19 protein-coding genes are annotated in these 22432 nt (G+C 67.2%); 15 read left to right on the top strand and 4 right to left on the bottom strand.

Features of this window, described 5'->3' with window-relative positions; translation table 11 throughout:
• Nucleotides 1-345: 345 nt before the first annotated feature.
• Together aroB and EO174_RS13650 are read right to left on the bottom strand one after the other, a co-directional pair.
• Nucleotides 346-1458: a 3-dehydroquinate synthase gene (gene aroB / locus EO174_RS13645; RefSeq protein ID WP_126945033.1), complete on the bottom strand. Its 1113-nt coding sequence runs from the start codon at nucleotides 1456-1458 to the stop codon at nucleotides 346-348.
• The gene (locus tag EO174_RS13650) at nucleotides 1455-1997 is read right to left on the bottom strand and encodes a shikimate kinase (protein WP_047129095.1); all 543 of its coding nucleotides are present in this window, start codon (nucleotides 1995-1997) and stop codon (nucleotides 1455-1457) included. Before EO174_RS13650 ends, aroB begins: the two co-directional genes overlap by 4 nt.
• Nucleotides 1998-2340: 343 nt before the next feature.
• On the opposite strand from EO174_RS13650, the gene pdxH reads away from it, so the two are divergent.
• The 9 genes from pdxH to EO174_RS13695 all read left to right on the top strand — a co-directional run bounded on the left by pdxH (nucleotide 2341) and on the right by EO174_RS13695 (nucleotide 8727).
• Complete coding sequence (gene pdxH, locus EO174_RS13655) at nucleotides 2341-2940, top strand: pyridoxamine 5'-phosphate oxidase (RefSeq protein WP_104583021.1); 600 nt, start codon at nucleotides 2341-2343, stop codon at nucleotides 2938-2940.
• Entirely contained in the window at nucleotides 2937-3407 is a 471-nt protein-coding gene (aac(6'), locus tag EO174_RS13660; protein ID WP_126945036.1) for an aminoglycoside 6'-N-acetyltransferase, read from the top strand. Before pdxH ends, aac(6') begins: the two co-directional genes overlap by 4 nt.
• 140 nt (nucleotides 3408-3547) lie before the next feature.
• Entirely contained in the window at nucleotides 3548-3964 is a 417-nt protein-coding gene (locus EO174_RS13665; protein WP_005995044.1) for a YjfI family protein, read from the top strand.
• A 12-nt stretch (nucleotides 3965-3976) separates the two neighbouring features.
• Complete coding sequence (locus tag EO174_RS13670; protein WP_104583023.1) at nucleotides 3977-4747, top strand: PspA/IM30 family protein; 771 nt, start codon at nucleotides 3977-3979, stop codon at nucleotides 4745-4747.
• A gap of 25 nt (nucleotides 4748-4772) precedes the next feature.
• Nucleotides 4773-5855, top strand: coding sequence for an ion channel (locus tag EO174_RS13675; protein WP_119131172.1), 1083 nt, complete (start codon nucleotides 4773-4775; stop codon nucleotides 5853-5855).
• Nucleotides 5852-6529 carry a YjfK family protein gene (locus tag EO174_RS13680; protein ID WP_164739157.1) on the top strand — a complete coding sequence of 226 codons (678 nt, stop codon included), beginning with the start codon at nucleotides 5852-5854 and terminating at the stop codon, nucleotides 6527-6529. The genes EO174_RS13675 and EO174_RS13680 overlap by 4 nt, the downstream gene beginning before the upstream one ends.
• Before the next feature lie 37 nt (nucleotides 6530-6566).
• Nucleotides 6567-6971 (top strand): DUF350 domain-containing protein, encoded by a 405-nt coding sequence (locus tag EO174_RS13685; protein WP_047126964.1) that lies wholly within the window; start codon nucleotides 6567-6569, stop codon nucleotides 6969-6971.
• 12 nt (nucleotides 6972-6983) lie between these two features.
• A complete protein-coding gene (locus EO174_RS13690; RefSeq protein ID WP_104583026.1) occupies nucleotides 6984-7559 on the top strand; it encodes a DUF1190 domain-containing protein in 576 nt (191 codons plus the stop codon).
• 1 nt (nucleotide 7560) lies between these two features.
• Nucleotides 7561-8727: a glutathionylspermidine synthase family protein gene (locus tag EO174_RS13695; protein WP_126945038.1), complete on the top strand. Its 1167-nt coding sequence runs from the start codon at nucleotides 7561-7563 to the stop codon at nucleotides 8725-8727.
• 562 nt (nucleotides 8728-9289) lie between these two features.
• On the opposite strand, the gene EO174_RS13705 is transcribed toward EO174_RS13695, so the two are convergent.
• Nucleotides 9290-10660, bottom strand: coding sequence for an MFS transporter (locus tag EO174_RS13705; RefSeq protein WP_126945044.1), 1371 nt, complete (start codon nucleotides 10658-10660; stop codon nucleotides 9290-9292).
• Between the two features lie 99 nt (nucleotides 10661-10759).
• On the opposite strand from EO174_RS13705, the gene soxR reads away from it, so the two are divergent.
• The 6 genes from soxR to EO174_RS13740 all read left to right on the top strand — a co-directional run bounded on the left by soxR (nucleotide 10760) and on the right by EO174_RS13740 (nucleotide 21063).
• Nucleotides 10760-11206, top strand: a complete 447-nt coding sequence (soxR, locus tag EO174_RS13710; RefSeq protein ID WP_104583137.1) for a redox-sensitive transcriptional activator SoxR — start codon at nucleotides 10760-10762, stop codon at nucleotides 11204-11206.
• A gap of 211 nt (nucleotides 11207-11417) precedes the next feature.
• On the top strand, nucleotides 11418-13409 hold the full coding sequence (locus EO174_RS13720) for a M1 family metallopeptidase (RefSeq protein ID WP_164740203.1): 1992 nt from the start codon (nucleotides 11418-11420) through the stop codon (nucleotides 13407-13409).
• 790 nt (nucleotides 13410-14199) lie between these two features.
• The gene (locus tag EO174_RS13725) at nucleotides 14200-17358 is read left to right on the top strand and encodes a TonB-dependent receptor (protein WP_164739155.1); all 3159 of its coding nucleotides are present in this window, start codon (nucleotides 14200-14202) and stop codon (nucleotides 17356-17358) included.
• Nucleotides 17359-17557: 199 nt separating this feature from the next.
• Nucleotides 17558-18319: a SapC family protein gene (locus tag EO174_RS13730; protein WP_126945047.1), complete on the top strand. Its 762-nt coding sequence runs from the start codon at nucleotides 17558-17560 to the stop codon at nucleotides 18317-18319.
• 4 nt (nucleotides 18320-18323) lie between these two features.
• Nucleotides 18324-19361: a cupin-like domain-containing protein gene (locus tag EO174_RS13735; RefSeq protein ID WP_126945050.1), complete on the top strand. Its 1038-nt coding sequence runs from the start codon at nucleotides 18324-18326 to the stop codon at nucleotides 19359-19361.
• A gap of 184 nt (nucleotides 19362-19545) precedes the next feature.
• Nucleotides 19546-21063: a tryptophan halogenase family protein gene (locus EO174_RS13740; protein ID WP_126945053.1), complete on the top strand. Its 1518-nt coding sequence runs from the start codon at nucleotides 19546-19548 to the stop codon at nucleotides 21061-21063.
• Between the two features lie 169 nt (nucleotides 21064-21232).
• Here the strand turns inward: EO174_RS13740 and EO174_RS13745 are convergent, their stop codons facing one another.
• Complete coding sequence (locus tag EO174_RS13745) at nucleotides 21233-22240, bottom strand: MBL fold metallo-hydrolase (RefSeq protein ID WP_126945056.1); 1008 nt, start codon at nucleotides 22238-22240, stop codon at nucleotides 21233-21235.
• Between the last annotated feature and the right edge of the window lie 192 nt (nucleotides 22241-22432).

Raw genomic sequence — 22432 nt, forward strand, 5'->3', positions numbered from 1 at the left:
GGGATTTATCGGGAAGGCCCTGTCGCGCCCGGGGGCGCTCCTACGAAGAGCGTAAGGTCGTGCGACCGACGGCAGCTGGGTGCGGCTGTCCAGCATTCCGTGTCTGGCCGGCCTCACCCGCCGGCAAGGGCCGCGCGTGCCACCAGGCTCCTGCGTGGGCGACGTTCCGCCTCATCTGCGCAGGCGATCGGCAGGCAGGCACTGCGTAGGAGCGCACCTGGGCGCGATGGGGATTTATCGGGAAGGCCCCATCGCGCCCGGGGGCGCTCCTACGAAGAGCTGAAGGTGGGGCGGTCGACGGCAGCGGGGCGCGGCCATCCAGCGTTCCGTGCGTGCCGGCCGGCCTCAGCCCGCGAGGATGTCCAGCACTGCTGCCTCGTCGACGTCGGGCACCACCTCGGCCTTGCCGATGCCGCGCCACAACACCAGCCGCAGGCGGCCGGCGATGTTCTTCTTGTCCAGCCGCATGCGCCCCAGCAGGGCCTGTGGCGACAGGCCGGCCGGAATGTCGGTGGGCAGGTCGAAGTCGCGCAGCAGCGCGCGCAGCGCCTCGGTGTCCTGTGCATCGCTCATACCCAGCGCAGCCGACAGCCGCGCGGCCAGCACCATGCCCACCGCGACCGCTTCGCCATGGTTGAGGTTGTCGTTGCCGGGCGCGCCGTAGCCCTGTTCGGTCTCGATCGCATGGCCGAAGGTGTGGCCCAGGTTGAGCAGCGCACGCTCGCCCTTTTCCAGCGGATCGCGCGCCACGATGTCGGCCTTGTGCTCGCAACTGCGTGCGATCGCCTGTGCGAGGGCGTCGGCATCGCCCTCCAGCAGCGCCCGGCGTTCGGCATGCAGCCACTGGAAGAACAGCGGGTCGCGGATGGCGCCGTACTTGATCACCTCGGCCAGCCCGGCGCGCAGCTCGCGCGCGGGCAGGGTGTGCAAGGTGTCGGTATCGGCGATCACCGCGCGCGGCGGATGGAACGCGCCGACCAGGTTCTTGCCCTGCGGGATGTCCACCGCGGTCTTGCCGCCGACCGAGGAATCCACCATTGCCAGCAGGCTGGTGGGCAGTTGCACGCAGTCCACCCCGCGCATCCAGCAGGCCGCCGCGAACCCGGCCAGGTCGCCGACCACGCCGCCGCCCAGCGCGAACACGCAGGCGTCGCGGGTGGCGCCCAGTTCGGCCAACGCCGCAATCGCGGCACCGAAATTGTCCAGTGTCTTGGAGGCTTCGCCGGCAGCGATCACCAGCTCGCCCAGCTGCAGGTCCGGGCGCGCCTGCAACAGGGCCTTGCGCACCCCGGCGGCGTAATGCGGGGCCACCTGCGAGTCGCTGAGCAGCAGCACGTGGCGGCCGCGCACATGGCTGGCCAGGCGTGTGCCGTCGGCCAGCAGGCCGGGCGCGATGGTGATGGTGTACGGCTGCGCGCCGTCGACATCGACGCTGCGCGAAGAACGGGGGAGTGTCATGCGGGGGTACTCGACATGCGCCATTGCGCGGCCAGGCGCAGCACCAGCTGCGCGGTGGCCTCGGCGGGGGAGAAGTGATCGGTTTCCAGGCTGAGGTCGGCGACCTCCTGGTACAGCGGGGTGCGCTGCGCGGCCATCGCGTGCAGCACCTGCTCGCGGTCGGCGCGTTGCAACAGCGGCCGGTTGCGGTCGCGTGCCAGCCGGGTGAGCTGTGCCGGCACGCTGACGTGCAGGTACACCACGAACCCACGCGCGCGGATGCGCTGGCGGTTGAGCGGGTCCAGTACCGCGCCACCGCCTGTGGAAATCAGCTTGTTGTCCTGCTCCAGCAGCGTCTGCAGGGTCTGGACCTCGTGCTGCCGGAATCGCGCTTCGCCGTGCTGTTCGAAAATGGCCGGGATGCTGCTGCCGACCTGCTCGACGATGGCCTGATCCACATCGACGAACTCCAGCCCGAAGCGCTCGGCTAGGCGGCGGCCGATGCAGCTTTTTCCGGCGCCCATCGGGCCGACCATCACGAGATTGGGAGCGGGGTTCATGCGCAGGGATCGTAGCATTCAGGCCCGTGCATCGGGCCGGTCGGCATGGACTGAAACCATTTCCGCGGGCGCGCGTCGGCTGCGCGCCGCAGCTTCGACACCCCGCTGGGGGGAGATCGACCGCAGCCATGGCTGGCGATGGATCGGCGGCGCGCTCCGCGTGGCGAGCGCCTGGCGGCCAGGCGTCAGTGGCGCGAAGACGCCGGGAAACACGCCCCCGACGTGCCTTGCCGGGGTCGGCCGCAGCCCTGGCGGCGGGCAAGCCGCTGTCGGCTGCCGCGCATAGGCGAAGCAGGCGCGATGCGCCCACAATAGGCGCCAATCTTGCTGCCCTTGCACCGTCATGACCGATCTGTATGCAGAAGCCCTTGCCACCTTTACCGCGCTGTACGCCGAGGCGCACGCCGGCGCCGAGCTCGAAGCCAGCGCAATGACCGTGGCCACCGCCAGCGTCGACGGCCGGCCGAGCGCACGCACCGTCCTGCTCAAGGCCTTCGATGCGCGCGGGTTCGTGTTCTACACCCATCTGGACAGCGCCAAGGGCCGCGACCTGCAGACCCATCCGCAGGCCGCGCTGCTGTTCCTGTGGCGCAGCCTGCGCGAGGCCGGCATCCAGGTGCGCATCGAAGGCGGCGTGCAGCTGGTCGGTGCAGAGGAGGCCGATGCCTACTTCGCCTCGCGCCCGCGCATGAGCCAGATCGGTGCCTGGGCCTCGCTGCAGTCGCAGACGTTGGGCTCGCGCGAGGAGTTCGACGCGGCCATCGCCAAGGTCGAAGCCACCTTCGAAGGCCGCGAGGTGCCGCGCCCGGATGGCTGGGGCGGGTTCCGGGTGGTGCCGCAGGCGTTCGAGTTCTGGTACGGCGCCAGGTTCCGCCTGCACGAGCGCTGGCGTTACGAGGCCGATGCGGCCAGCCACTGGAGCAAGCGGATGCTGTATCCGTGAGCACGCCGGCCGGCTGGCGGGTGCGCGCGGCGGTGGGCGCCGATGCGCAGGCCTTGCTGGCCTTGCGCCTGGCCTTGTGGCCGGATGCCGAGGACAGCGTTGCCGACGATGGCGTCACCGAACTGCAGGCCGCGCTGGCGCGTGCAGACGCCAGCCATCTGCTGGTGGTGGACGAGGCAGATGCGGCGCTCGGGTTTGCCGAGGTGTCGGTGCGCCACGACTACGTCAATGGCACCGAAAGCACGCCGGTGGGCTTTCTGGAAGGCTGGTATGTGGCTCCGGCCTGGCGCGGTCGCGGGCTCGGTCGCGCGCTGGTGGCGGCGGCGGTCGCGTGGACGCGGGATCGGGGTTGCACGGAGCTGGGCTCCGATGCGCAGCTGGACGACGGCGGCGCCCAGGCGGCGCATGCGGCGTGCGGCTTCGAGCCAACTGAACGGGTGGTCTACTACCGCCTGCAGCTGGCCTGACCGGCTGACTTCCGGCCCTTTCTGCCGGTCGCGGACAGTCTGTAGTATGTCCGCCCATTGCACGCATGTTGCTGTATCACCGCAGCTCCATCACCGCAGTTGCTTCACCACCGCCGCATGACCAAAGGACAGGACATCGTATGACGCAGTACACCACTGTCGAATTGCACGGCCTGCTGGCCGAGCGCTACCGCGACCAGCCGATCGAGGTCGAGCTGATCGATGGGCTGGAACCGGCCATCAACCTCACCCTGGCCGACCATGGCGACATGCAGATCCAGGTCGCCGCCTCCGGCTCGCAGGTGTTCGTTTCCACATTGCTGGCCAACGCCGACCAGGTCAGCGACCGCGCGGCGTTCAACGACGCCTGCCTGCGGCTCAACCCGCTCAATCCCTTGTCCAACCTGGGCCTGGTGCAGGTCGACGGCAAGGATAGCTACGTGGTCTTCGGCGAACTGTCGGCGTCGTCCACGCTGGACCAGATCGACGAGGAAATCCAGACCCTGGCGGCCAATACGCTGGATGCCGCCGAATCTCTCAAGCCGTTCTTTTCCTAAAGGCGTGTTGTCATGAGTATCTTTTCAAAGCTGATCACGCTGCTGCGTGGCACTGCACACGAAACCGGCCAGAAGGCGGTCGACGCCAACGCGCTGCGCATCCTGGACCAGGAAATGCGCGATGCCGGCGCCCAGCTCACGCGTTCGCGCGAAGAGCTAACCAAGCTGATGGCGCAGAGCAAACTCGCCCAGCAGAAGATCGACGCGCGCGCCGGCAAGATGGCCGAATACACGCGCTATATCGAAGGTGCGCTGGCCAAGGGCGACGAATCGCTGGCCCATGATGTGGCGACCAAACTGGCCGCGCTGGAAAGCGAGGATGCCGGCGACAAGGCCTCCAAGACATCGCTGGACCAGTCGGTGGTGACGCTCAAGGCCACCATCCAGAAGACCGAAAACCAGCTGCGCGGTATGCGCCAGCAGATCGACACGGTCAAGGCCACCGACGCAGTGCAGAAGGCGCAGGCGGCGATTGCCGCGCGCCATTCCGGCGCCAGCAGCAAGATGGGCTCGGCGCTGGAATCGCTGGAGCGGATCAAGGCGCGTCAGGCCGAAACCTCCGCACGCATCGAATCGGCCGAAGAGCTGGAAGCATCCAGCGGCGATGGCGATCTGAACCGGCGCCTGGCCGCGGCCGGCCTGATGGAGGGCGAATCCAACGCCGCCGCGGTGCTGGCACGCTTCAAGAAGCCGGCCCAGCTCGGCCACGACAGCGCCGGCGGCAGCGCGCCGCTGATCGGCCAGGTGCGCGACGTGCAGCAGGTTCCGCGCAGCGACAGCTGACCGGCCGCACGGCACAGGACGCGCCATGATCATCGTCGGAAAGCTGTTGCGGGTGGTGCGGCGCCACGTGCGCCGCGTCAGCTGGGGCATGGTGGCGCTGGCATTGCTGGCGCACATGGGGCTGAGCTGGGTATTGCTGCTGCTGGCCGGCGAGCACACGCTCGTCGGCCTGGACGCATTCCCGTATTACTACATGACCACGGCCACCACCATCGGCTATGGCGACCTGTCGCCGGGCTCGGTGGCCGGGCGCTACATTGCCGCATTCGTGTTGATGCCGGGCGCAGTGGCATTGTTCGCCACGGTGCTGGCCAAGACCAGCGGCGTGCTCATCACCTTCTGGAGGCGCCACCACATGGGCAAGATGGCTTACGCCGATCTGCGCGGGCACACCATCCTGATCGGCTGGCAGGGCGCCGCGTCCACACGCTTGCTGGAGCTGTTGCTGTCCGACACCGCCACCGACGACGAAGGCGTGGTACTGATCGCCGAGGGCGTGGCCGAGAATCCGATGCCCGACCACATGCGCTTCATCGCCGCCGAGTCGTACACGCACACCGAGGTCTACCTGCGTGCGGGCATCGCGGGTGCGGCGCGGGTGATCGTCAACCCGCCCTCGGACGACCAGACCCTGGCGGCGGTGTTCGCGCTGATGGCGCATGCGCCGCGTGCGCACATCGTGGCGCACTTCGCTTCGGCCAGCGCGGCGCGGCTGGTCGGTTGCCACTATCCGGCGATCGAATGCACACGGCCGATGACTGCCGAGATCCTGGCGCGCGCTGCGCAGGACCCGGGCAGCGCGGCGATCACCGCCGAGCTGCTGTCGGTGGACGATGGTCCGACCCAGTTCAGCCTGGCGGTTCCTGCGGATGTCGATCCGCTGGAGTACCGCGTGCTGGCCGCCGATTTCAGCCAGCGTGGCGCCCTGCTGCTGGGCCTGCGCGCGCCCGACGGCGCGCTGCGCTTGAACCCGCCAGCACACACCGCCGTGCCGGCCGGTGCCATGCTGTATTACCTGGCCGAGCAGCGCGTGCCCGTGTCTGCCATCGCATGGCAGGCCCTGCGCACTGCGGCCGTGTCCCGTTCCCCATCGCCACAAGGTGCATGACGATGAGTTTTTTCAGCAAGTTGTTCGGTCAACCACAACCGCCGCCGTTGCCCAGCTCCGGCACCGGCGCCATCGGTCACGCGTTGCCGCTGGGGCTGCGCGTGGGTGGGCAACTGGAGATCGATACCACGTTGTACCGCATGGCACCGGAGGCCATGACCGCCGAGCTGCCGGGCGGGCATCAAGGCATTCCGTGCTACGGCCACGTCAATCTGGGCGATGGCTATTCCCTGCATCGGTTCTACCTGGACGATGACGCGTTCCTGCAGGTCACCACCGTGGGCGGCGATCTGGAGGCGATGAAGGCCTTCGTGTATTGCGAGACGGTCAATCCGCCCAGCAAGCAGGCGTTTCAGGAGTTCGTGATGCAGCATCCGCATCTGGGTGCGGCGCAGATCGACTACGCCGGCAAGCGCTGGCAACGCGCCACGCAGTCTACAGACGATGCCGCGCGGATTCCGCCGATCGCCTATGACGAGGTGCTGTACCGCTATCAGCCGCCGCGCCGCGATGGCGATCTGACCCATTACGCCATGCTCTACAGCCGCGATGTGCCGGAGCTGCAGCGCGAGGAATTCCTGCTGGTCACCGGCGAGGATTCCGGCCCCAATGAATTCTGCGTCACCTATGCGGTCGGCATCGATGTCACCGTTGCCGATCTGGATATCACTTGAGCGTGCGCGCTCGTCCTCCACTTACCCTGGTCCTGTCATGAACCCGATCAACCTGCAGAGTTTTCTCGCGTTTCTTTCCTACTTCGGCACCGGCCTGGGCGTGTTGATCGTGGCGGTGGTGCTGGTGACCCTGGTCACCCCGCACAAGGACTTCACCCTGCTGCGGCAGGGCAACGTGGCGGCGGCCACCGCCCTGGCCGGCAACCTGATCGGTGTGGCATTGCCGCTGCATTCGGCCATCACCCATTCGGTGAGCCTGGTCGATGCGCTGATCTGGGGCGCGGTTGCCTGCGGCATCCAGATCGTGGCGTACCTGCTGGCCAACCTGGTGGCCGGGCGCATCTCGCGGCAGATCACCGACAACGTCACCGCCGCCGGTATCTTCTCGGCCGGCGTGTCGATCGCGGTCGGGCTGATCAATGCCGCGGCGATTACGCCGTAACGGAGCGCAGGCATGAAGCGATCACGCAATCTCAAGCTCACCCTGATGGCAGCATTGCCGGCCGCCCTCGTCACCGGCTGCGGTTCCGAACCGGAGACAGGGGTGGTACTGCAGTCGGCCTCCGACTGCTACCAGATCAAGCAGGAACAGACCGACATCCAGCAATGCCTCAAGGCCTATGACGAGGCGGTGGCCAAGCATCAGCAGGCCGCGCCGCGCTTCAGTACGCGCTACGAGTGCGACGAGCAGTTCGGCAGTTGCACGGCAGTGCAGACGGCGCAGGGCCAGCAGAGCTGGATCCCGCCGATGGGCGGGTTCCTGCTGGGTTACGCGTTGGGCAACATGACCGGTGGTGGCGGTTACCGCTATGGCGGCGCGATGCCGCTGTACCGCGATTACCGCAGCGGCGGGTACTACAAGCCCAATGGCGATCTGGCCAGCAACCGCGTCGGCACCGTGCGCGGGCGCAGCGGCGCCATCGACATGCCGTCGCGTGCGATCACCGTGTCGCGCTCGGGTTTCGGCTCCAGTGCGGCCGCGCGCAGTTCGTTCGGCAGCGGCGGGCGCAGCTCCGGGTACGGCGGCTGACATGCAACGGATCGCAATCGCCGAGCGCCCGGACTGGCGCGAACAGGCCGAATCGCTCGGTTTCCATTTCCACACCATCGACGGCGAGCGCTACTGGGATGAAAGCGCGTACTACGCGTTTACGCTGCGGCAGATCGAGGACGACATCGAGGCGCCCACGCAGGAACTGCACGATATGGCGATGCAGTTGGTGGACGAGGTGGTGGGCTCGGAACAGCTGATGACACAGCTGGCGATTCCGCCGTTCTACTGGGACTGGATCGCCACCTCGTGGAAGGACCGCGACCCGCATCTGTACGGCCGCATGGACCTGGCCTATGCCGGCAACGGCCCGGCCAAGTTGTACGAGCTCAATTACGACACGCCGACCTCGCTGTACGAATCGGCGTATTTCCAGTGGCTGTGGCTGGAACAGCAGATTGCCGCCGGTGCGTTGCCCAAGGGCACCGATCAGTACAACCTGATCCAGGACCTGCTGTGCGAGACCCTGGGCGCGTTGGCGGCCGATGGCGCGCTCGGCGCGCAGATGCATTTTTCCGCGGTGCGCGACTCGCTGGAAGACCGCGCCACGGTGCGCTACCTGCGCGACTGCGCGCATCAGGTGGGCATCAGCACCGAGGAAGTGGCCATCGAGGACATCGGCCTGAGCGCCGATGGCTGGTTCACCGATGAGCAGGACCGGGTGATCCACACGCTGTTCAAGCTCTACCCGCTGGAATTCATGATGGAAGAACGCTTCGGGCCGGCATTGATTGCCAACCGTGTGCGCCTGATCGAGCCGGCATGGAAATCGGTGCTGAGCAACAAGGGCATTCTGCCGCTGTTGTGGGAGCGGCATCAGGGCCATCCCAATCTGCTGCCGGCGCGCTTTGCGCAAACCGGCCAGGCACCGACGGCAGGCTGGGTACGCAAGCCGCTGCTGTCGCGCGAGGGTGCCAATATTTCCCTGGTCAGCGCACAGGGCGAGGCGGCGCACACAGACGGCCCGTATGTGGACGGGCCGGCGATCCTGCAGGCGCACCATCCGTTGCCGGTATTCGATGGCCGGCACGCCCTGGTCGGCAGCTGGATGGTGGCCGATCGTCCTGCCGGGCTGGGCATGCGCGACGACGATGGCCCGATCACCCGCGACACCTCGCGCTTCGTACCGCACGTGATCGTGGACTGACGCAGCAAAGGGTGTGCGTCGCCACTGCGAGGTGGCGGTGCCGTGTGGCGCGATCGCCTTGCCTCCGGTGATGAGTAGGGTTCGTCTCGGGGGATAGCTGTGTCGGAAGCCCCGTGTCGCGCTGCACGGCGCAACTGCCGCTTCGCACCGCCTGACACACACCGCGATGGCACGCAAGCCCCGCGCGGCCTGCCGGGCAGCGCAGGTTTTCCACACCCCCTGTGGATGGAAGTTGCACAAGGCTGTGGACAAGTGGGCGCAGGCCCCGGCCTGCAATGCTGTCAAGATGGGTGGCGAAAAAATGACCAGTCGTTCGTGGGCGAGGTGGTTCCCTCGCTATCGCAGCGATCCCGGCAGGATCGGCAAAGTCGCGTGCGCCCCGATCGCTGCGATGCGCTGGCCTGCAGTGCGCCCTGCCAACGCGCGGTGCTGAGCATGCGAATCGTGTAGGGCGCACGTGCGGTGCAGGCAAGGCGCGCGATACGCAGCGACCGACCGCGATGCGCCTGCGCTTGCGACCAGTGCTCGCCTGCGGCGACAGCTTGCGCACACCGCGCAGCCATCACACCCGCCGCGCCACGAAAAAGCCCGCCACGGCGAGCAGCCACGCCAGGGCGAACACGCTCAGGTACGCGGCCGAGGTTGCGGAGGCCAGCAGCGCGGCAAACAGCGCGCCGGCCAGCGCCAGCATGCCGGCCACCGCGATCGCCTCGCTCAACTGCAGCGCCGAACTGTTGGCGCCTTGCTGCGCCGGCGGCGACAGCGACAACGTCAACACCGACAGGCTCGGATACAGCAGGCCCATGCCCAGGCCGGTCAGCGCCCAGCCGGCAATCGCCACCGGCACCGGGATGACCGGCCACACCGCACCTGCGCTGATCACGATGCCCAGCGACATGAAGCACGCACCGGTCTTGAGCAGGCGTGGGCGCGACCAGCCAGCGCGGCTATGGCCCTGGTACCAGGAGCCACTGAACCAGCCCAGCGCACCGACGCTCAGCGCCACGCCGGCCAGCAGCGGCGACAGGCCACGTTCGCGCGACAGCAGCAACGGCAGGAACGCCTCGAACCCGAAGAAGGCCGCCGCTGCGATACCGCGCAGCGCGATCACGCTGGGCAGGCCACGCGCAAGCCGCAGCGTGCCGGTCGGCAACAGCCGCCAGGCGCAGCACACGCTGAGCAGCAGTGCCGGCAGCATCGCCAGCAACGCGACCGGGCCGTGCAGCTGCCCGCCCAGATACACGCCGAGCACACCCAGGGCCGCACCGATCGCCCAGCGCAACTCAGAATGCGATGCGCCGGTGGTGTCGCTCGACCAGCTGCGCCCGCGGATCGCCGGCCACAGCATCAACCCGGCCGGGATCGCCAGCAGCGGCACCGACAGGAACACCCAGCGCCAGCCCACGTGCTGCACGATCAACCCGCTGATGCCCGGCCCGATCAACGAGGGCACCACCCAGCCGGCCGAAAACGCGGAGAACACGCGCGGCCGCAAGGCGTCCGGATACAGGCGCCCGACGATCACGTACAGCGCCACCGAATACGCGCCGGCGCCCAGGCCCTGCAGCAGGCGCCCGGCAATCAGCACGGGCATGCTCGGTGCCAGCCCCGCCACCAGCAGGCCGATCACAAAACACAGCAGGCCGTAAGCCAGCGCGCCACCCGGGCCGCGACGGTCGCTCCAGCGCCCGGCAGCCGTCATGCCGACCACACTGGTCGCCAAGGTGCCGCCAAATGCCAGCGCGTACAGTGGCAGGCCGTTCAATGCGCGCGCAACGGTGGGCATGGCGGCGGCCACCGCCAGCGATTCGAAGGCGTTGAGCGACACCAGCGCCACCATGCCCAGCGTTGCCGCGCGATACGGAGCGGCCAGGATGGAGGTGGGGCGGGTGTCGCCAGGCGAGGCGGCGGATAGGGCGGTATCGGTAGTCATCGAACATCCAGGACGGCAGTGTGTAGAACCATGAGCACGGTGCTTGCACCGCTCGTGGCCGCGCAGCATCCTGCCTCAACCAAGGTTGAGGTCAAGGCAATGCAGCGTGAGTTGTCGGTGGGTGAGGTGGCCAGGCGTAGTGGCGTGGCGGTGTCGGCATTGCATTTTTACGAGCGCAAAGGCCTGATCCAAAGCCTGCGCACGGCAGGAAACCAGCGCCGCTATGCGCGCGATGTGCTGCGACGCATCGCCGTGATCCGCGTCGCGCAACGGCTCGGCGTGCCGTTGCAGCAGGTGCTGGACGCGTTCTCGGTGCTGCCGGACCAGCGCACGCCCACCCGTGCGGAATGGGCACGCATGTCGGCGCGTTGGCGTGGGCAGCTGGATGCGCGTATCGCCGAGCTGCAGGCCTTGCGCGACCAGCTCACCGACTGCATCGGCTGCGGCTGTCTGTCGCTGCGCCGCTGCCGGTTGAGCAATCCGGGCGACACGCTGGCCGAAGGTGGGGATGGTGCCTTGCGATTGTCGCGGCTTGCTGCCGACTGAGGAGGAGCACGCCGGCTGCGCTGCCTGACGGCAGCGCGGGCGCGATCGGTATCTGCAGGCCGTGCGCGGGCCGCAGCTGCTGCGCCGCTTGCATGCCCAAGGCGCGCCTGTCGCCGTCCCGGGTTACGGTCGCAACCGGGACCAATGGCAGTGCCGTGAGGGGCGAAGGCGACCGTAGGATGGGGGTTCCCTCCGCCGCAGGACCTTACGCATGTTCCCCACCTTGCGCCGATCGCTCGCCGTTGCGCTGTCGCTGGCGTGCATCACCGCCAACGCGCAGGCCGCGCCTGCAACCAACGCCACCGCGCCGGCGAGCGCGTTCGATCCGCTGGCCCTGTTCGCACCGCTGCAACTGCCCGACGCACCCAACGCCTACCGCAGCGGCAGCGGCGTGCCCGGGCCGTTGTTCTGGCAGAACCGTGCCGACTACAGCCTCGACGCCAGCATCGACCCGGCAACGCACACGCTCACGGGCGAGGCGGCGATCCACTACACCAACCGCAGCCCGGACACGCTGGACGTGCTGTGGCTGCAGCTGGACCAGAACATCTACCGCGCCGATGCGCGTGCTGCCGCCAGCCGGCCGTCGCGCCGGACCCAGTTCACCGACGGCATGCAGATCGCCAGTGTCGAGATCGACGACGGCGGGCGTCGCCAGCCTGCGCACTTCGTCGTCGACGACACCCGCATGCGGGTGGACCTGCCGCAGCCGTTGGCGGGGCAGGGCCAGGCGCTGACCGTGCATATCCGCTACCGCTACACGATTCCGGGCACCTGGGGCGGGCGTACCGCGGTCAGTGCCAGCAAGCAGGGCGAGATCTACGAGATTGCGCAGTGGTATCCGCGCATGGCCGTGTACGACGATCTGCGCGGCTGGGACACGCAGCCGTACCTGGGCTCGGAGTTCTATCTGGAGTACGGCGACTTCGACTACGCGGTGACCGTGCCGGAGGGCTTCCTGGTGGCCGGCTCCGGCGCACTGACCAATCCGGCCGAGGTGCTCAGCCGCACCGAACAACAACGCCTGCAACAGGCGCGTGGCAGCGATCGCACGGTGCTGATCCGCACGCCCGAGGAAGTGGGCGCGCGCGCTGCCAGGCCGGCGGGGAGCAGCACGCGCACCTGGCGCTTCCATATGGACAACACCCGCGATGTGGCGTTCGCCGCCTCGCCTGCGTTTGTATGGGATGCCGCACGCATCAAGTTGCCGGGCGGCAAGCAGTCGCTGGCGATGTCGGTGTACCCGCTGGAAGGCGTGGGCGCGGACAAGTGGAACCGCTCCACCGAATACGTCAAAGGCGCGATCGAACATTTCTCGCAGTGGTACCCGTATCCGTGGCCGGCCGCGATCAACCTGGGCGGCTACGGCGCGGGCATGGAGTATCCCGGCATCGTCTTCGACGGTTTTGAAGATGGCGGCAAGGAGCTGTTCTGGATCACCGCGCACGAGATCGGCCACACCTGGTTCCCGATGATCGTCGGCTCCAATGAGCGCCGGCATGCATTCATGGACGAAGGCTTCAATACCTTTATCGATGTCTATGCGTCCGATGCCTTCAACAAGGGCGAGTACGCACCCAAGCGCGACTCGGAATATGCGCCCAAGGGCGGCAACCCGGTCGATGAAATCCTGCCGTTGCTGGCCGATACGCGCGCGCCGACGTTGATGGACAATGCCGATTCCACCAGCGAGACCTACCGCCATCCACTGACCTATTTCAAGGGCGCATTGGGGCTGGTGCTGTTGCGCGAGCAGATCCTCGGGCCGGAACGCTTCGATCCGGCCTTTCGCAAATACATCGCAACCTGGGCCTACAAGCACCCCACGCCATCGGATTTCTTCCGGCTGATGGAAAGCGAGAGTGGCGAAAATCTGGCCTGGTGGTGGCGCGGTTGGTATCTCAACAACTGGCAGCTGGATATGGGCATCAGCGAGGCCCATTACATCGATCACGATCCTGCCAAGGGCCTGCAACTCACGCTGCGCAGCAGCCAGAAACTGGTGATGCCGGTCACCGTGCGGGTGGATCTGGCCGACGGCAGCCATCTGGACCGCCGCGTGCCGGTGGAAACCTGGCTGCAGACCACCGCACCCAAGCTGACGCTGCCGACCACGCAGAAAGTGCTGCATGTGACGCTGGATCCGGACCATGTATTGCCCGATGCCCAGCGTGGCGACAACCAGGTAAACACGATCGGCTAGCGGCTGCCGATGCATGCATCGGCGCTGCAATGGCGCAGCTGTTGCAGGCTTGCGGCACACCGTCTCACCGCCACCAACGGCGCAATCGATTGCAGCGATTGCGCCGTTTTTCGTGGCGGCGTGCGGCCCGATGTCATGCGCAGACGCGCCGCGATGCACGCGCATCGGCGCCAGCTGCCAGGTGCACGCGTCGCCGAGCGCATCGCCACTGAAGGCTGCCGCGTTGCGATCACCGCGACGCTTTGCGCAACGGTTCCATGCCGTGTCCGCGCTGCGCGGCAATGAGATGCGGCAACGCCATTGCGGCGCAATTTTTGCGGTCGCCCGCTGGTAACGCTTACAGCCACGCTGCGTCTGCATCCGGGCTGCGGACTCAAGCGCGCGCGGTGTTTCGTGCCTGCGTGTGGCCTTGTGTGTTTGCTGCAACGCACGGTGACAAGCCCCGGCACGCGTGACTAGGCTGCGCCGCGTGTTAGCGCTATCAGTCCTGCATCGCGTGCTGGCACGGGGTTGCGTGCAGGGGCGCTCGATGGCACGCGGGGCGCAGGCGTTCCGATTGGGAAGGCAGTCGCAGGTGCTGTACAGGTCGAGGCGCAGGCCGCGTTCGTCAGGAACGTGGCACACGCACGGCTGGCATCAAGGGGGATCTGCCGGCGTTCGAGGCGGCGGGTCGGATGAAGTACTGCAGGCAGACAGGTCGTGTGCCGTCCAAGGTGCGTGGCCAGGCAAGCGCCGCGTCGCATTCCGCGACCACGGCCGTGGGTGTTGGACCAGACCCGAGGATAGATCGATGCGTCGTACGTTGAGCAATGTGAAGTCGAAGGCCATGTTCACCTTTGTCGGTGGCATCCTGGTGATCAATCCGGCCTTCGCGCAGGAGGCTCCTGCGCAGCAGGTGTCGCCGCCGCAGTCCAGCGCACAAACTGCCACCACCCTGGATGCGGTCAACGTGACCGGCATCCGCAGCAGCCTGGACCAGTCGATGGGCATCAAGCGCGACGCTGCCGGCGTGGTGGATGCAATCAGCGCCGAAGACATCGGCAAATTTCCCGACACCAATCTGGCCGAGTCGCTGCAACGCATCACCGGCATCTCGATCGAGCGCCGCGACGGCGAAGGCGCGCAGGTCACCGCACGCGGCTTTGGCCCGCAGTTCAATACGGTCACCCTCAACGGCCGCCTGATTCCCGGTGCCGATGCATTCGGCGCGCCTGGCCAGACCCCGATCGGGGGCGTGGATGTGGGCACGCGTGCGTTCAATTTCGCCCAGCTCGCCTCCGAGGCCATCACCGGGATCGAGGTCTACAAGACCAGCCGCGCCACCGCACCCAGCGGGGGGATCGGCGCCACCATCAACATCCAGACCGACAAGCCGTTCAACCATTCCGGCGTGGTGGCCAATGCCGGCGCCAAGATGGTGTCGGATCGTTCGCAGCCGTTCGGCGATTCGCTCACCCCCGAAGTCTCCGGCATCTTCAGCTACACCAATCCCGACAAGACCTTCGGTATCGGCTTGAGCGGCAGTTACCAGAAGCGCCACGGCGGCTCGGTGCAGGCCACCGAAAACACCTGGAACATCCAGCGCTGGACCGGCACCGATCCGGCCTTGCGTCCGGATGCGGTGGTGACCAACGCCCCGGCGATCGGCCAGTTGTACGGCATGCCCAACGACCTGCGCTATGCCTTCGCCGACTTCCAGCGCGAGCGCACCAACGGCCAGGCGGTGATGCAGTTCGCGCCCAGCGACAGCCTGACCCTGACCCTGGACTACACCTATTCGTCCAACGAGATCCGCGAAGAACGCGGCGAGCAGGGCATCTGGCTGCAGCGCGCCAACAGCTTCACCGATCTGACCTTCGACACCGGCCAGGCGGTGGCCACGCCGGTGTACCTGCGCGATGTGCCCAACGGTGCCAAGGACTTCGGCATGGAGCAGCAGCGCAACGAGCAGAAGTACACGCTCGGCTCGCTCGGCTTCAATGCCGATTGGCAGGTGAACGACCGCTTCCAGCTGTCCTTCGATGCGCACAACTCCAAGACCAAGAGCCTGCCCAACGACCCGGTCACCGGCGGCAGCGCCACGTATTTCAGTTTCGCCGGCACCAACAACTGCAGCAACGGCCCGTCCTGTGGCGGCCAGTGGGGGCAGGAGCTGCGCTTCAATGGCGGGCTGCCGATTGGCGCGCGCACCTGGTATCCCACCGCGGCCGATTCCCTGGCCGGCACCAACGGCGTGCTCAACCCGGACTTCACCCCCGCCGAACTCGGCTCGCAGGTCCTGCGCATCTTCTATCAATCGCAGGTCACCGAGATCAAGGAAGGCCGCATGGACGGCACCTTCGACTTCGAGGACGGGCGCTTCCAGTTCGGCGTGAGTACCGCCAATACCACCATGAACCGGCTTACCAGCGACACCAACTCCACGCTGGGCGACTGGGGCGTGGCCAACGCCGGCAACGAGCCCGGCATGCAGGCGCTGCTGCGGCCGGTGAGCATCACCGGCATGTTCAAGGACTTCAACGCCAACGGCGCTGCGCCCAATGCATGGCGCGGCGATGCCGATCAGCTGGCGCTGTGGGGTGGCAGCCAGTACGGCGCCACGACCCGCTACAACCCGCAGTACAGCGCCGATAACCAGGTGGAAGAGAAGACCCGCGCCGCCTACGTGCAGCTGGAACTGAAGGGCGACATCTCCGGCATGACCACCAATACCCGGCTGGGCCTGCGCTACGAGCGTACCGATGTGGAATCCACCTCGCAGGTGGCCACGCCCACGGCGTTGCTGTGGCAGGCCAACAACGACTTCCAGCTGTTGCGTTCCACCGAGCAGCAGCCCTTCAGCGAAAAGACCAGCTACAACTACATCCTGCCCAATCTGGACTTCAGCATCGACATCTCCGATCAGCTGAAGGGGCGCGCCTCGTTCGGCCAGACCATCGCGCGTGCGCCCTACAACAACCTGATCGCCGGCCCGACGCCGAATACGCCCAATGGCTCGATCCTGATCAATCCCTCCAACCGGGCTGGCGGCAGCGCGCAGAATCCGCAGCTGGATCCGCTGGAATCGGACAACCTCGACCTGGCGCTGGAGTGGTACTTCGCCGATGCCAGCTACGTGTCGGCCACGTTCTGGAACAAGCGCGTCAGCAACTTCATCGGCAATACGGTCTCGCGCGAATCCCTGTACGGGCTGAGCGATCCCACCTCCGGCCCGGATGCACAGTCAGCGCTGGCGTTCCTGCAGAGCGGGGCCTGCGCAGCGCAAGTGGGGGCGTCGGGCAACGACGTCGCCGCCGCGTGCTCGGCCAACGACACCTCGCTGTTTGCGGCGATGGCCTTGCTGCGCAACGCCGCAGCCACCGGCGGGCTGGCTGCCTACAACGGCAGCTCCGCGCAGAGCCTGGCACTGGAGAACGCCTACGACATCGTCGGCAATGCCTCCGACCCGTTGTATCAGTTCGATGTGTCGCGCCCGGTCAACCAGAACAAGGCCAATATCCACGGCTGGGAACTGGGCGGGCAGTACTTCTTCGACACCACCGGCTTCGGCATCTATGCCAACTACACCATCGTCGAAGGCGATGTGGGCTTCGACAATACCGTGATCGATCGCGACCAGTTCGCGCTGCTCGGCCTGAGCGACACCGCCAATGTGATGCTGATGTACGAAAAATACGGCTGGAGCGCGCGTCTGGCCTGGAACTGGCGCGACGAATACCTGATCGCCGCCAACCAGGACAATGCCAACCGCAATCCGTACTACGTCGAGGCCTACCAGCAGTGGGATCTCAGCGTCAGCTACAGCTTCAGCAAGCAGCTTTCCGTGGGCTTTGAGGCGATCAACCTGACCGGCGAAGACGTGCGTTGGCATGGGCGCTCGGACAAGCAGATCATCCGCCTGATCGACCAGCAGCCGCGCTACACGCTGGGTGTGCGTTACGCGTTCTGACAGGCCGGCTGCGCTCAGCTCTCCTCCCAGTGGGCGCAGCGACGCGGCTTGCGACAGGGCTGGCTCCCATGCTGCTGTGCCGCTTGCCGACCTGTCGCTTTTTGGCAATGCTCGCCACGGCAGGCGCGGCACCGGGCGGCGCGATCGACGCATTCCTCGTAATGCGGTGCTCCATCGCGGAGCACCGTGGGAGTTTCAGATGACGCGGTACGCAGTGCTCAACAACGTGGCGCATCACGATCTGCGCGTCATCCTGCGCTTTGGTGCCGAGTTCGGCGACGCGCTCGGCCTGGTGCCGGCGTTTGTCACCGAGTACGCCGAGCTGCAGCGCGAGTACCCGTTGCTCTTTCGCAAGGATCCTGCCGCCGGCGGCTACCAGTCGGTCGCGCTGCTGGGCTTTGCGCAGGACGAGAACCTGTTCCTGCAGGAGGGGCGCTGGGCAGCGAGCTATCTGCCGGGCATCGTGGCCAAGGGGCCATTTTTGATCGGCTTCCAGGAGCAGCGCATCGATGGCGTGTTGGCACAGGAGCCGGTGATCCACGTCGATCTGGAGCATCCACGCGTCAGCCGCCATGAAGGCGAGGCGGTGTTTCTGCCGCAGGGCGGCCATAGCCCGTATCTGGAGCATGTCATCGATGTGCTGCGCGGCATTCACGACGGTGTGGATGCCGGCCAGGCGATGGCGGCCGCCTTCGACACCTTGGGGCTGATCCAGCCGGTGCAGCTGGATGTCACGCTGGATGCCACCCACGCCACCACGCTGGAAGGCCTGTTCGTCATCGACCGCGAGCGGCTTGCTGCACTCGATGCGTCGTCGTTGCAGCGATTGCACCGGGCCGGCCATCTGGAGGCTGCGTTCCTGATGCTGGCCTCGCTGCACAACGTGCGCCGGCTGATGGCCGAAAAGCAGCGCCGCCTGCAGCAGGTGCACGCTGCATCTGCGACCGCCGCATTCGCCTGAGCGCATGACGACCGGCGCAGCCATTTCCTCCATCGCGCCCATCGCCGAGTGCCGCGATTGCCATCCCGGCGCGCTGCCGCTTGCTGCGCTGTGCGAGGCGGCCGAGCCGGTGGTGCTGCGTGGCATCGCACGCCATTGGTCGCTGGTGCAGGCCGGGCTGCGCAGCGCCGACGAGGCGATGGCGCTGCTGCGCGCGCACGATGGCGGGCGCGCCTTGCAGTATTCCCATGGCGGCCCGGAGATTGCGAGCCGCCCGTTCTACAGCGACGATTGCGGCGCGCTGAATTTCGATGTGCAGCGTGGCAGCCTGAGCAGCTTGCTGGAGGCCATTGTCACGCATCGCGATGACCCGCAGCCGCCCACCTACTACCTGGCGTCGTTGCCGATCGACGACAACCTGCCGGGCTTGCGCGCGGGCAATGATCTGGATGTGGCCGCCAGCGGCATCGCGGTGCAACCGAGCATCTGGATCGGCAATCGCGTCATCGCCTCCTGCCATTACGATGTCCCCAACAACCTGGCGTGCTGCGCGGTGGGGCAACGTCGCTTCACGCTGTTTCCGCCCGCGCAGGTGGCCAACCTGTATCCCGGCCCGCTGGATCCCACGCCGGGCGGGCAGGTCGTCAGCATGGTGGATTTCGCCAACCCGGATCTGCTGCGGTATCCACGCTTCGCCCAGGCGCTGGCGCAGGCACGCACCGCCGTGCTGGAGCCGGGCGATGCCCTGTTCATTCCCGGCATGTGGTGGCATCACGTGCACTCGCTGCAGCCATTCAACGTGCTGGTCAACTACTGGTGGAACAGCGTGCCTGCGCACCTGCCGGCGCCGATGCCGGCGCTGTATCACGCGCTGTGGTCCATCCGCGACCGCCCGGCAGCGGAAAAAGCGGCATGGCGCGCCCTGTTCGACTACTACGTGTTCGGGCCGGCCGAGCGCGCGGGCGAGCACCTGCCCGAGCAGGCGCGGCATGCGTTAGGCCCGATCGACCCGATCCTCGCGCGACAGCTGCGTGCGATGTTGATCGGCAGGCTCAACCGCTGATGTGCGCGATCGGCGTCCAGGCGACTGGTCGGGCCACTGCGCAGCTGCGCCGTCCGGCGCAACCGGTGTGCGGCATCCGCGTGGGCCACCCAGGCGAGCGGTCACGGCGTGGCTTCTGCGTCACCCACACGTTCGAGCACGATGCTGTGCCGGCCAACCGACATCCACCCCACAGGAGCGCGCAGTGAGCCAGGCCCCGATTCGCAAGGTCGTCATCGCCGGTGGCGGCACCGCCGGCTGGATCGCCGCCTGCGCGCTGTCGCATCAGTTCCGCGACCTGCTGGAGATCACCCTGGTCGAGTCCGAGCAGATCGGTACCGTGGGCGTGGGCGAATCCACGGTGCCGCCGATCCGCAGTTTCCATCGCTTCCTGCAGATCGACGAGCAGGAATTCCTGCGCGCGGTGGCCGGCACCTTCAAGCTGTCGATCTCCTTCGAGCATTGGCGCCGCCAGGGCGAGCGCTACATCCATCCGTTCGGCGTCACCGGGCAGAGCACGCTGGTATGCGCCTTCCATCATCTATGGCTGGAAAGCCAGCGCCGCGGCATGCCGGGCAGCTTTGGCGATTACTGCCTGGAAACCGTGGCATCGCGCCTGGATCGCTTCGCACTGCTGCGCGAGCCCGCGGTCAATTACGCCTATCACCTGGATGCCGCGCTGTATGCCAGGTTCCTGCGCACGCGCAGCGAGGCCTGCGGTGTCAGGCGCATCGAAGGCAGGATCCAGCAGGTGGCGCTGCAACCGGACAGTGGCGATGTCGCCAGCCTGGTGCTGGAAGACGGGCAGGTACTCGAGGGCGACCTGTTCATCGATTGCAGCGGCTTTCGCGGCCTGCTGATCGAACAGGCGCTGCACACCGGTTACGAAGACTGGAGCCATTGGTTGCCCTGCGATCGCGCCGTGGCGGTGCAGACCCAGGCGCTTGGCCCGCCGGTGCCGTACACCCGTGCCATCGCGCACGAAGCCGGATGGCGCTGGCATATCCCGCTGCAGCATCGCGTCGGAAATGGTCTGGTCTTTTCCAGCAAACACCTGTCCGACGACGAGGCGCATGCCAAGTTGCTACGCGATGTGGCCGCGCCTGCGCTGAAAGACCCCTGGCTGGTGCCGTTTCGCACCGGCCGCCGCCTCAAGGCCTGGAACAAGAACGTGGTGTCGCTGGGCCTGGCCAGCGGCTTTATCGAGCCGCTGGAATCCACCAGCATCCATCTCACCATCGCCGCCGTGGTGCGCCTGATCAGCTTGTTCCCGGCGGATGGCATTGCGCCCTCGCAGGTGGAGCTATTCAACGACATCAGCCGCGCCGAAATGGAACATGTGCGCGACTTCATCATCCTGCATTACCACGCCACCCAGCGCGAGGAACCGCTATGGCGGCAATGCCGCGCGATGGAGCTGCCCGCATCGCTCGCGTTGCGCCTGCGCGCCTGGCGCGAGCGCGCACATGCCTGGCAAGCGGCCGATGAACTGTTCCGCGTGGACTCCTGGACCCACGTCTTGATGGGGCAGGGCATCGTGCCCGCGCAGCATCACCCGCTGGCGCGCGCGATGTCCGATCACGATCTGCGTCGCCTGCTCGACGGCATTGCCCAGCCGATCCGGCACGCGGTGGACCAGATGCCCCCGCAGCAGGCATTCATCGACGCGTATTGCAAGGCCGGGGAACGCGTGTGGGGCTTGCGCAGCCCGGTCGTGGCGTAGGCAGGCGACCAACCGCGATGCAGTGCCGCTTGGTGGTTCATATGCTGCCCGCACGACGTTTTCGATCTCGCATCGCTGATTGCGCTGCGAGATAGCGCTGTCAGCCGCAGGTGGGCCACGCTGGCAACAGCGCGCGGCCAGTCCATCACCACCGTGCCCAGCTGCTCGCCTACAACTGCATCAAATCCCTGCCGACCACAATCGGCCCGGCGTAGTGCTTGCGCGCGCCCGCGCTCCACATGGCATCGGTGATCGTCGGGTCGCCGCCGGGCACGAAGTGATTGAGCACGAGCATCTTCGCATTGGCTGCCGCCGCGATCCTGCCGACGTCCTCGCTGGTGGAGTGGCTCTTGAGCAGATGGTCGAGCAAGGTCGGCGCGTTGTCGTTGGTCTTGAGCATCCTTTCCAGTGCGGGCAGGTACATCACCTCATGCACCAGGATGTCGGTGTCCTTCGCGAAGTCGGCCAGTGCGGGCAGGTAGCGCGTATCGCCGGAAAACACCACCGTGCGCTCGCGCGTGGCGAAGCGGTAGGCGAATGCGGGCTTGAGGGTGTAATGATCCACCAGCGTGGCGGTGACGGTGGCCTGGTCGTTCTGCAGCACCATGCCGGGCTGGTCGAACTCGTGCACCTGAATCAGCTGCCTGAACGGCGGGCGGCCTTCTTCGCGGATGCGCGCATCGATGTCGATGGCATTCATGTCGACAAACGCATCCACCATGCTGGCGATGCCGGGCGGCCCATACAGCCGCACCGGCGTCTGCAGCCCGCTCGCCCATGCCAGCCACACCACGTTGAGCAGGTCGGCGTTGTGGTCGGAGTGGTGGTGGGTGAGAAAGATGTCGCGCAGCGCGGGCAGGCGGATGCCGGCCTTGGCCAGCTGCTGTGCAACGCCGTTGCCGCAGTCGATCAGATAGGGCTGCCCGTCGATGACCAGCGCATTGGCGGCTGCGGCGCGCAGCGGTGAGGGCGTGGGGCCGCCCTTGGTGCCGAGCAGGACCAGCACGCTGCCGTTGGCCGGGAAGGGCGCTGGCGATGCCGGGTCCGCTGCCGCAATGGCGTCCTTCGGCTCGCGCCGGAGTGCGGCACCCAGCGGGCTCGCCACGCCCAGCGTGCCCGCGGCCAGCGCGAGGCGCAGCAGCTGGCGGCGGGAAATGCGTGGAGAAGATGCGGACATGACGGCTCCTGTCGAAGCATGGGGGAGGATGTGCCAGGCGGCGCGCGGCGCTGCGTCAGACGATCGCGAGGTGGCCGGGCCTGCGACTGCGTCACGCAAATCTCGGCACAGATGTCTGCGCGCCCGAAGACCGGAGCGCGGCAGCCGCGCCGTACGCTGCGGGCGGGGGAGCTGCGCTGGATCGGTCGCGCC

Origin of the sequence: Xanthomonas sp. BRIP62418 (assembly GCF_003993495.1) — a bacterium.
Classification (GTDB): domain Bacteria; phylum Pseudomonadota; class Gammaproteobacteria; order Xanthomonadales; family Xanthomonadaceae; genus Xanthomonas; species Xanthomonas euroxanthea.

Excerpts from the sequence above, each read along its gene's own strand:
- aroB (WP_126945033.1), bottom strand. The coding sequence starts at position 1,458 with ATGACACTCCCCCGTTCTTCGCGCAGCGTCGATGTCGACGGCGCGCAG.
- EO174_RS13650 (WP_047129095.1), bottom strand. The coding sequence starts at position 1,997 with ATGAACCCCGCTCCCAATCTCGTGATGGTCGGCCCGATGGGCGCCGGA.
- pdxH (WP_104583021.1), top strand. The coding sequence starts at position 2,341 with ATGACCGATCTGTATGCAGAAGCCCTTGCCACCTTTACCGCGCTGTAC.
- EO174_RS13665 (WP_005995044.1), top strand. The coding sequence starts at position 3,548 with ATGACGCAGTACACCACTGTCGAATTGCACGGCCTGCTGGCCGAGCGC.
- EO174_RS13670 (WP_104583023.1), top strand. The coding sequence starts at position 3,977 with ATGAGTATCTTTTCAAAGCTGATCACGCTGCTGCGTGGCACTGCACAC.
- EO174_RS13675 (WP_119131172.1), top strand. The coding sequence starts at position 4,773 with ATGATCATCGTCGGAAAGCTGTTGCGGGTGGTGCGGCGCCACGTGCGC.
- EO174_RS13680 (WP_164739157.1), top strand. The coding sequence starts at position 5,852 with ATGACGATGAGTTTTTTCAGCAAGTTGTTCGGTCAACCACAACCGCCG.
- EO174_RS13685 (WP_047126964.1), top strand. The coding sequence starts at position 6,567 with ATGAACCCGATCAACCTGCAGAGTTTTCTCGCGTTTCTTTCCTACTTC.
- EO174_RS13690 (WP_104583026.1), top strand. The coding sequence starts at position 6,984 with ATGAAGCGATCACGCAATCTCAAGCTCACCCTGATGGCAGCATTGCCG.
- EO174_RS13695 (WP_126945038.1), top strand. The coding sequence starts at position 7,561 with ATGCAACGGATCGCAATCGCCGAGCGCCCGGACTGGCGCGAACAGGCC.
- EO174_RS13705 (WP_126945044.1), bottom strand. The coding sequence starts at position 10,660 with ATGACTACCGATACCGCCCTATCCGCCGCCTCGCCTGGCGACACCCGC.
- soxR (WP_104583137.1), top strand. The coding sequence starts at position 10,760 with ATGCAGCGTGAGTTGTCGGTGGGTGAGGTGGCCAGGCGTAGTGGCGTG.
- EO174_RS13720 (WP_164740203.1), top strand. The coding sequence starts at position 11,418 with ATGTTCCCCACCTTGCGCCGATCGCTCGCCGTTGCGCTGTCGCTGGCG.
- EO174_RS13725 (WP_164739155.1), top strand. The coding sequence starts at position 14,200 with ATGCGTCGTACGTTGAGCAATGTGAAGTCGAAGGCCATGTTCACCTTT.
- EO174_RS13730 (WP_126945047.1), top strand. The coding sequence starts at position 17,558 with ATGACGCGGTACGCAGTGCTCAACAACGTGGCGCATCACGATCTGCGC.
- EO174_RS13735 (WP_126945050.1), top strand. The coding sequence starts at position 18,324 with ATGACGACCGGCGCAGCCATTTCCTCCATCGCGCCCATCGCCGAGTGC.
- EO174_RS13745 (WP_126945056.1), bottom strand. The coding sequence starts at position 22,240 with ATGTCCGCATCTTCTCCACGCATTTCCCGCCGCCAGCTGCTGCGCCTC.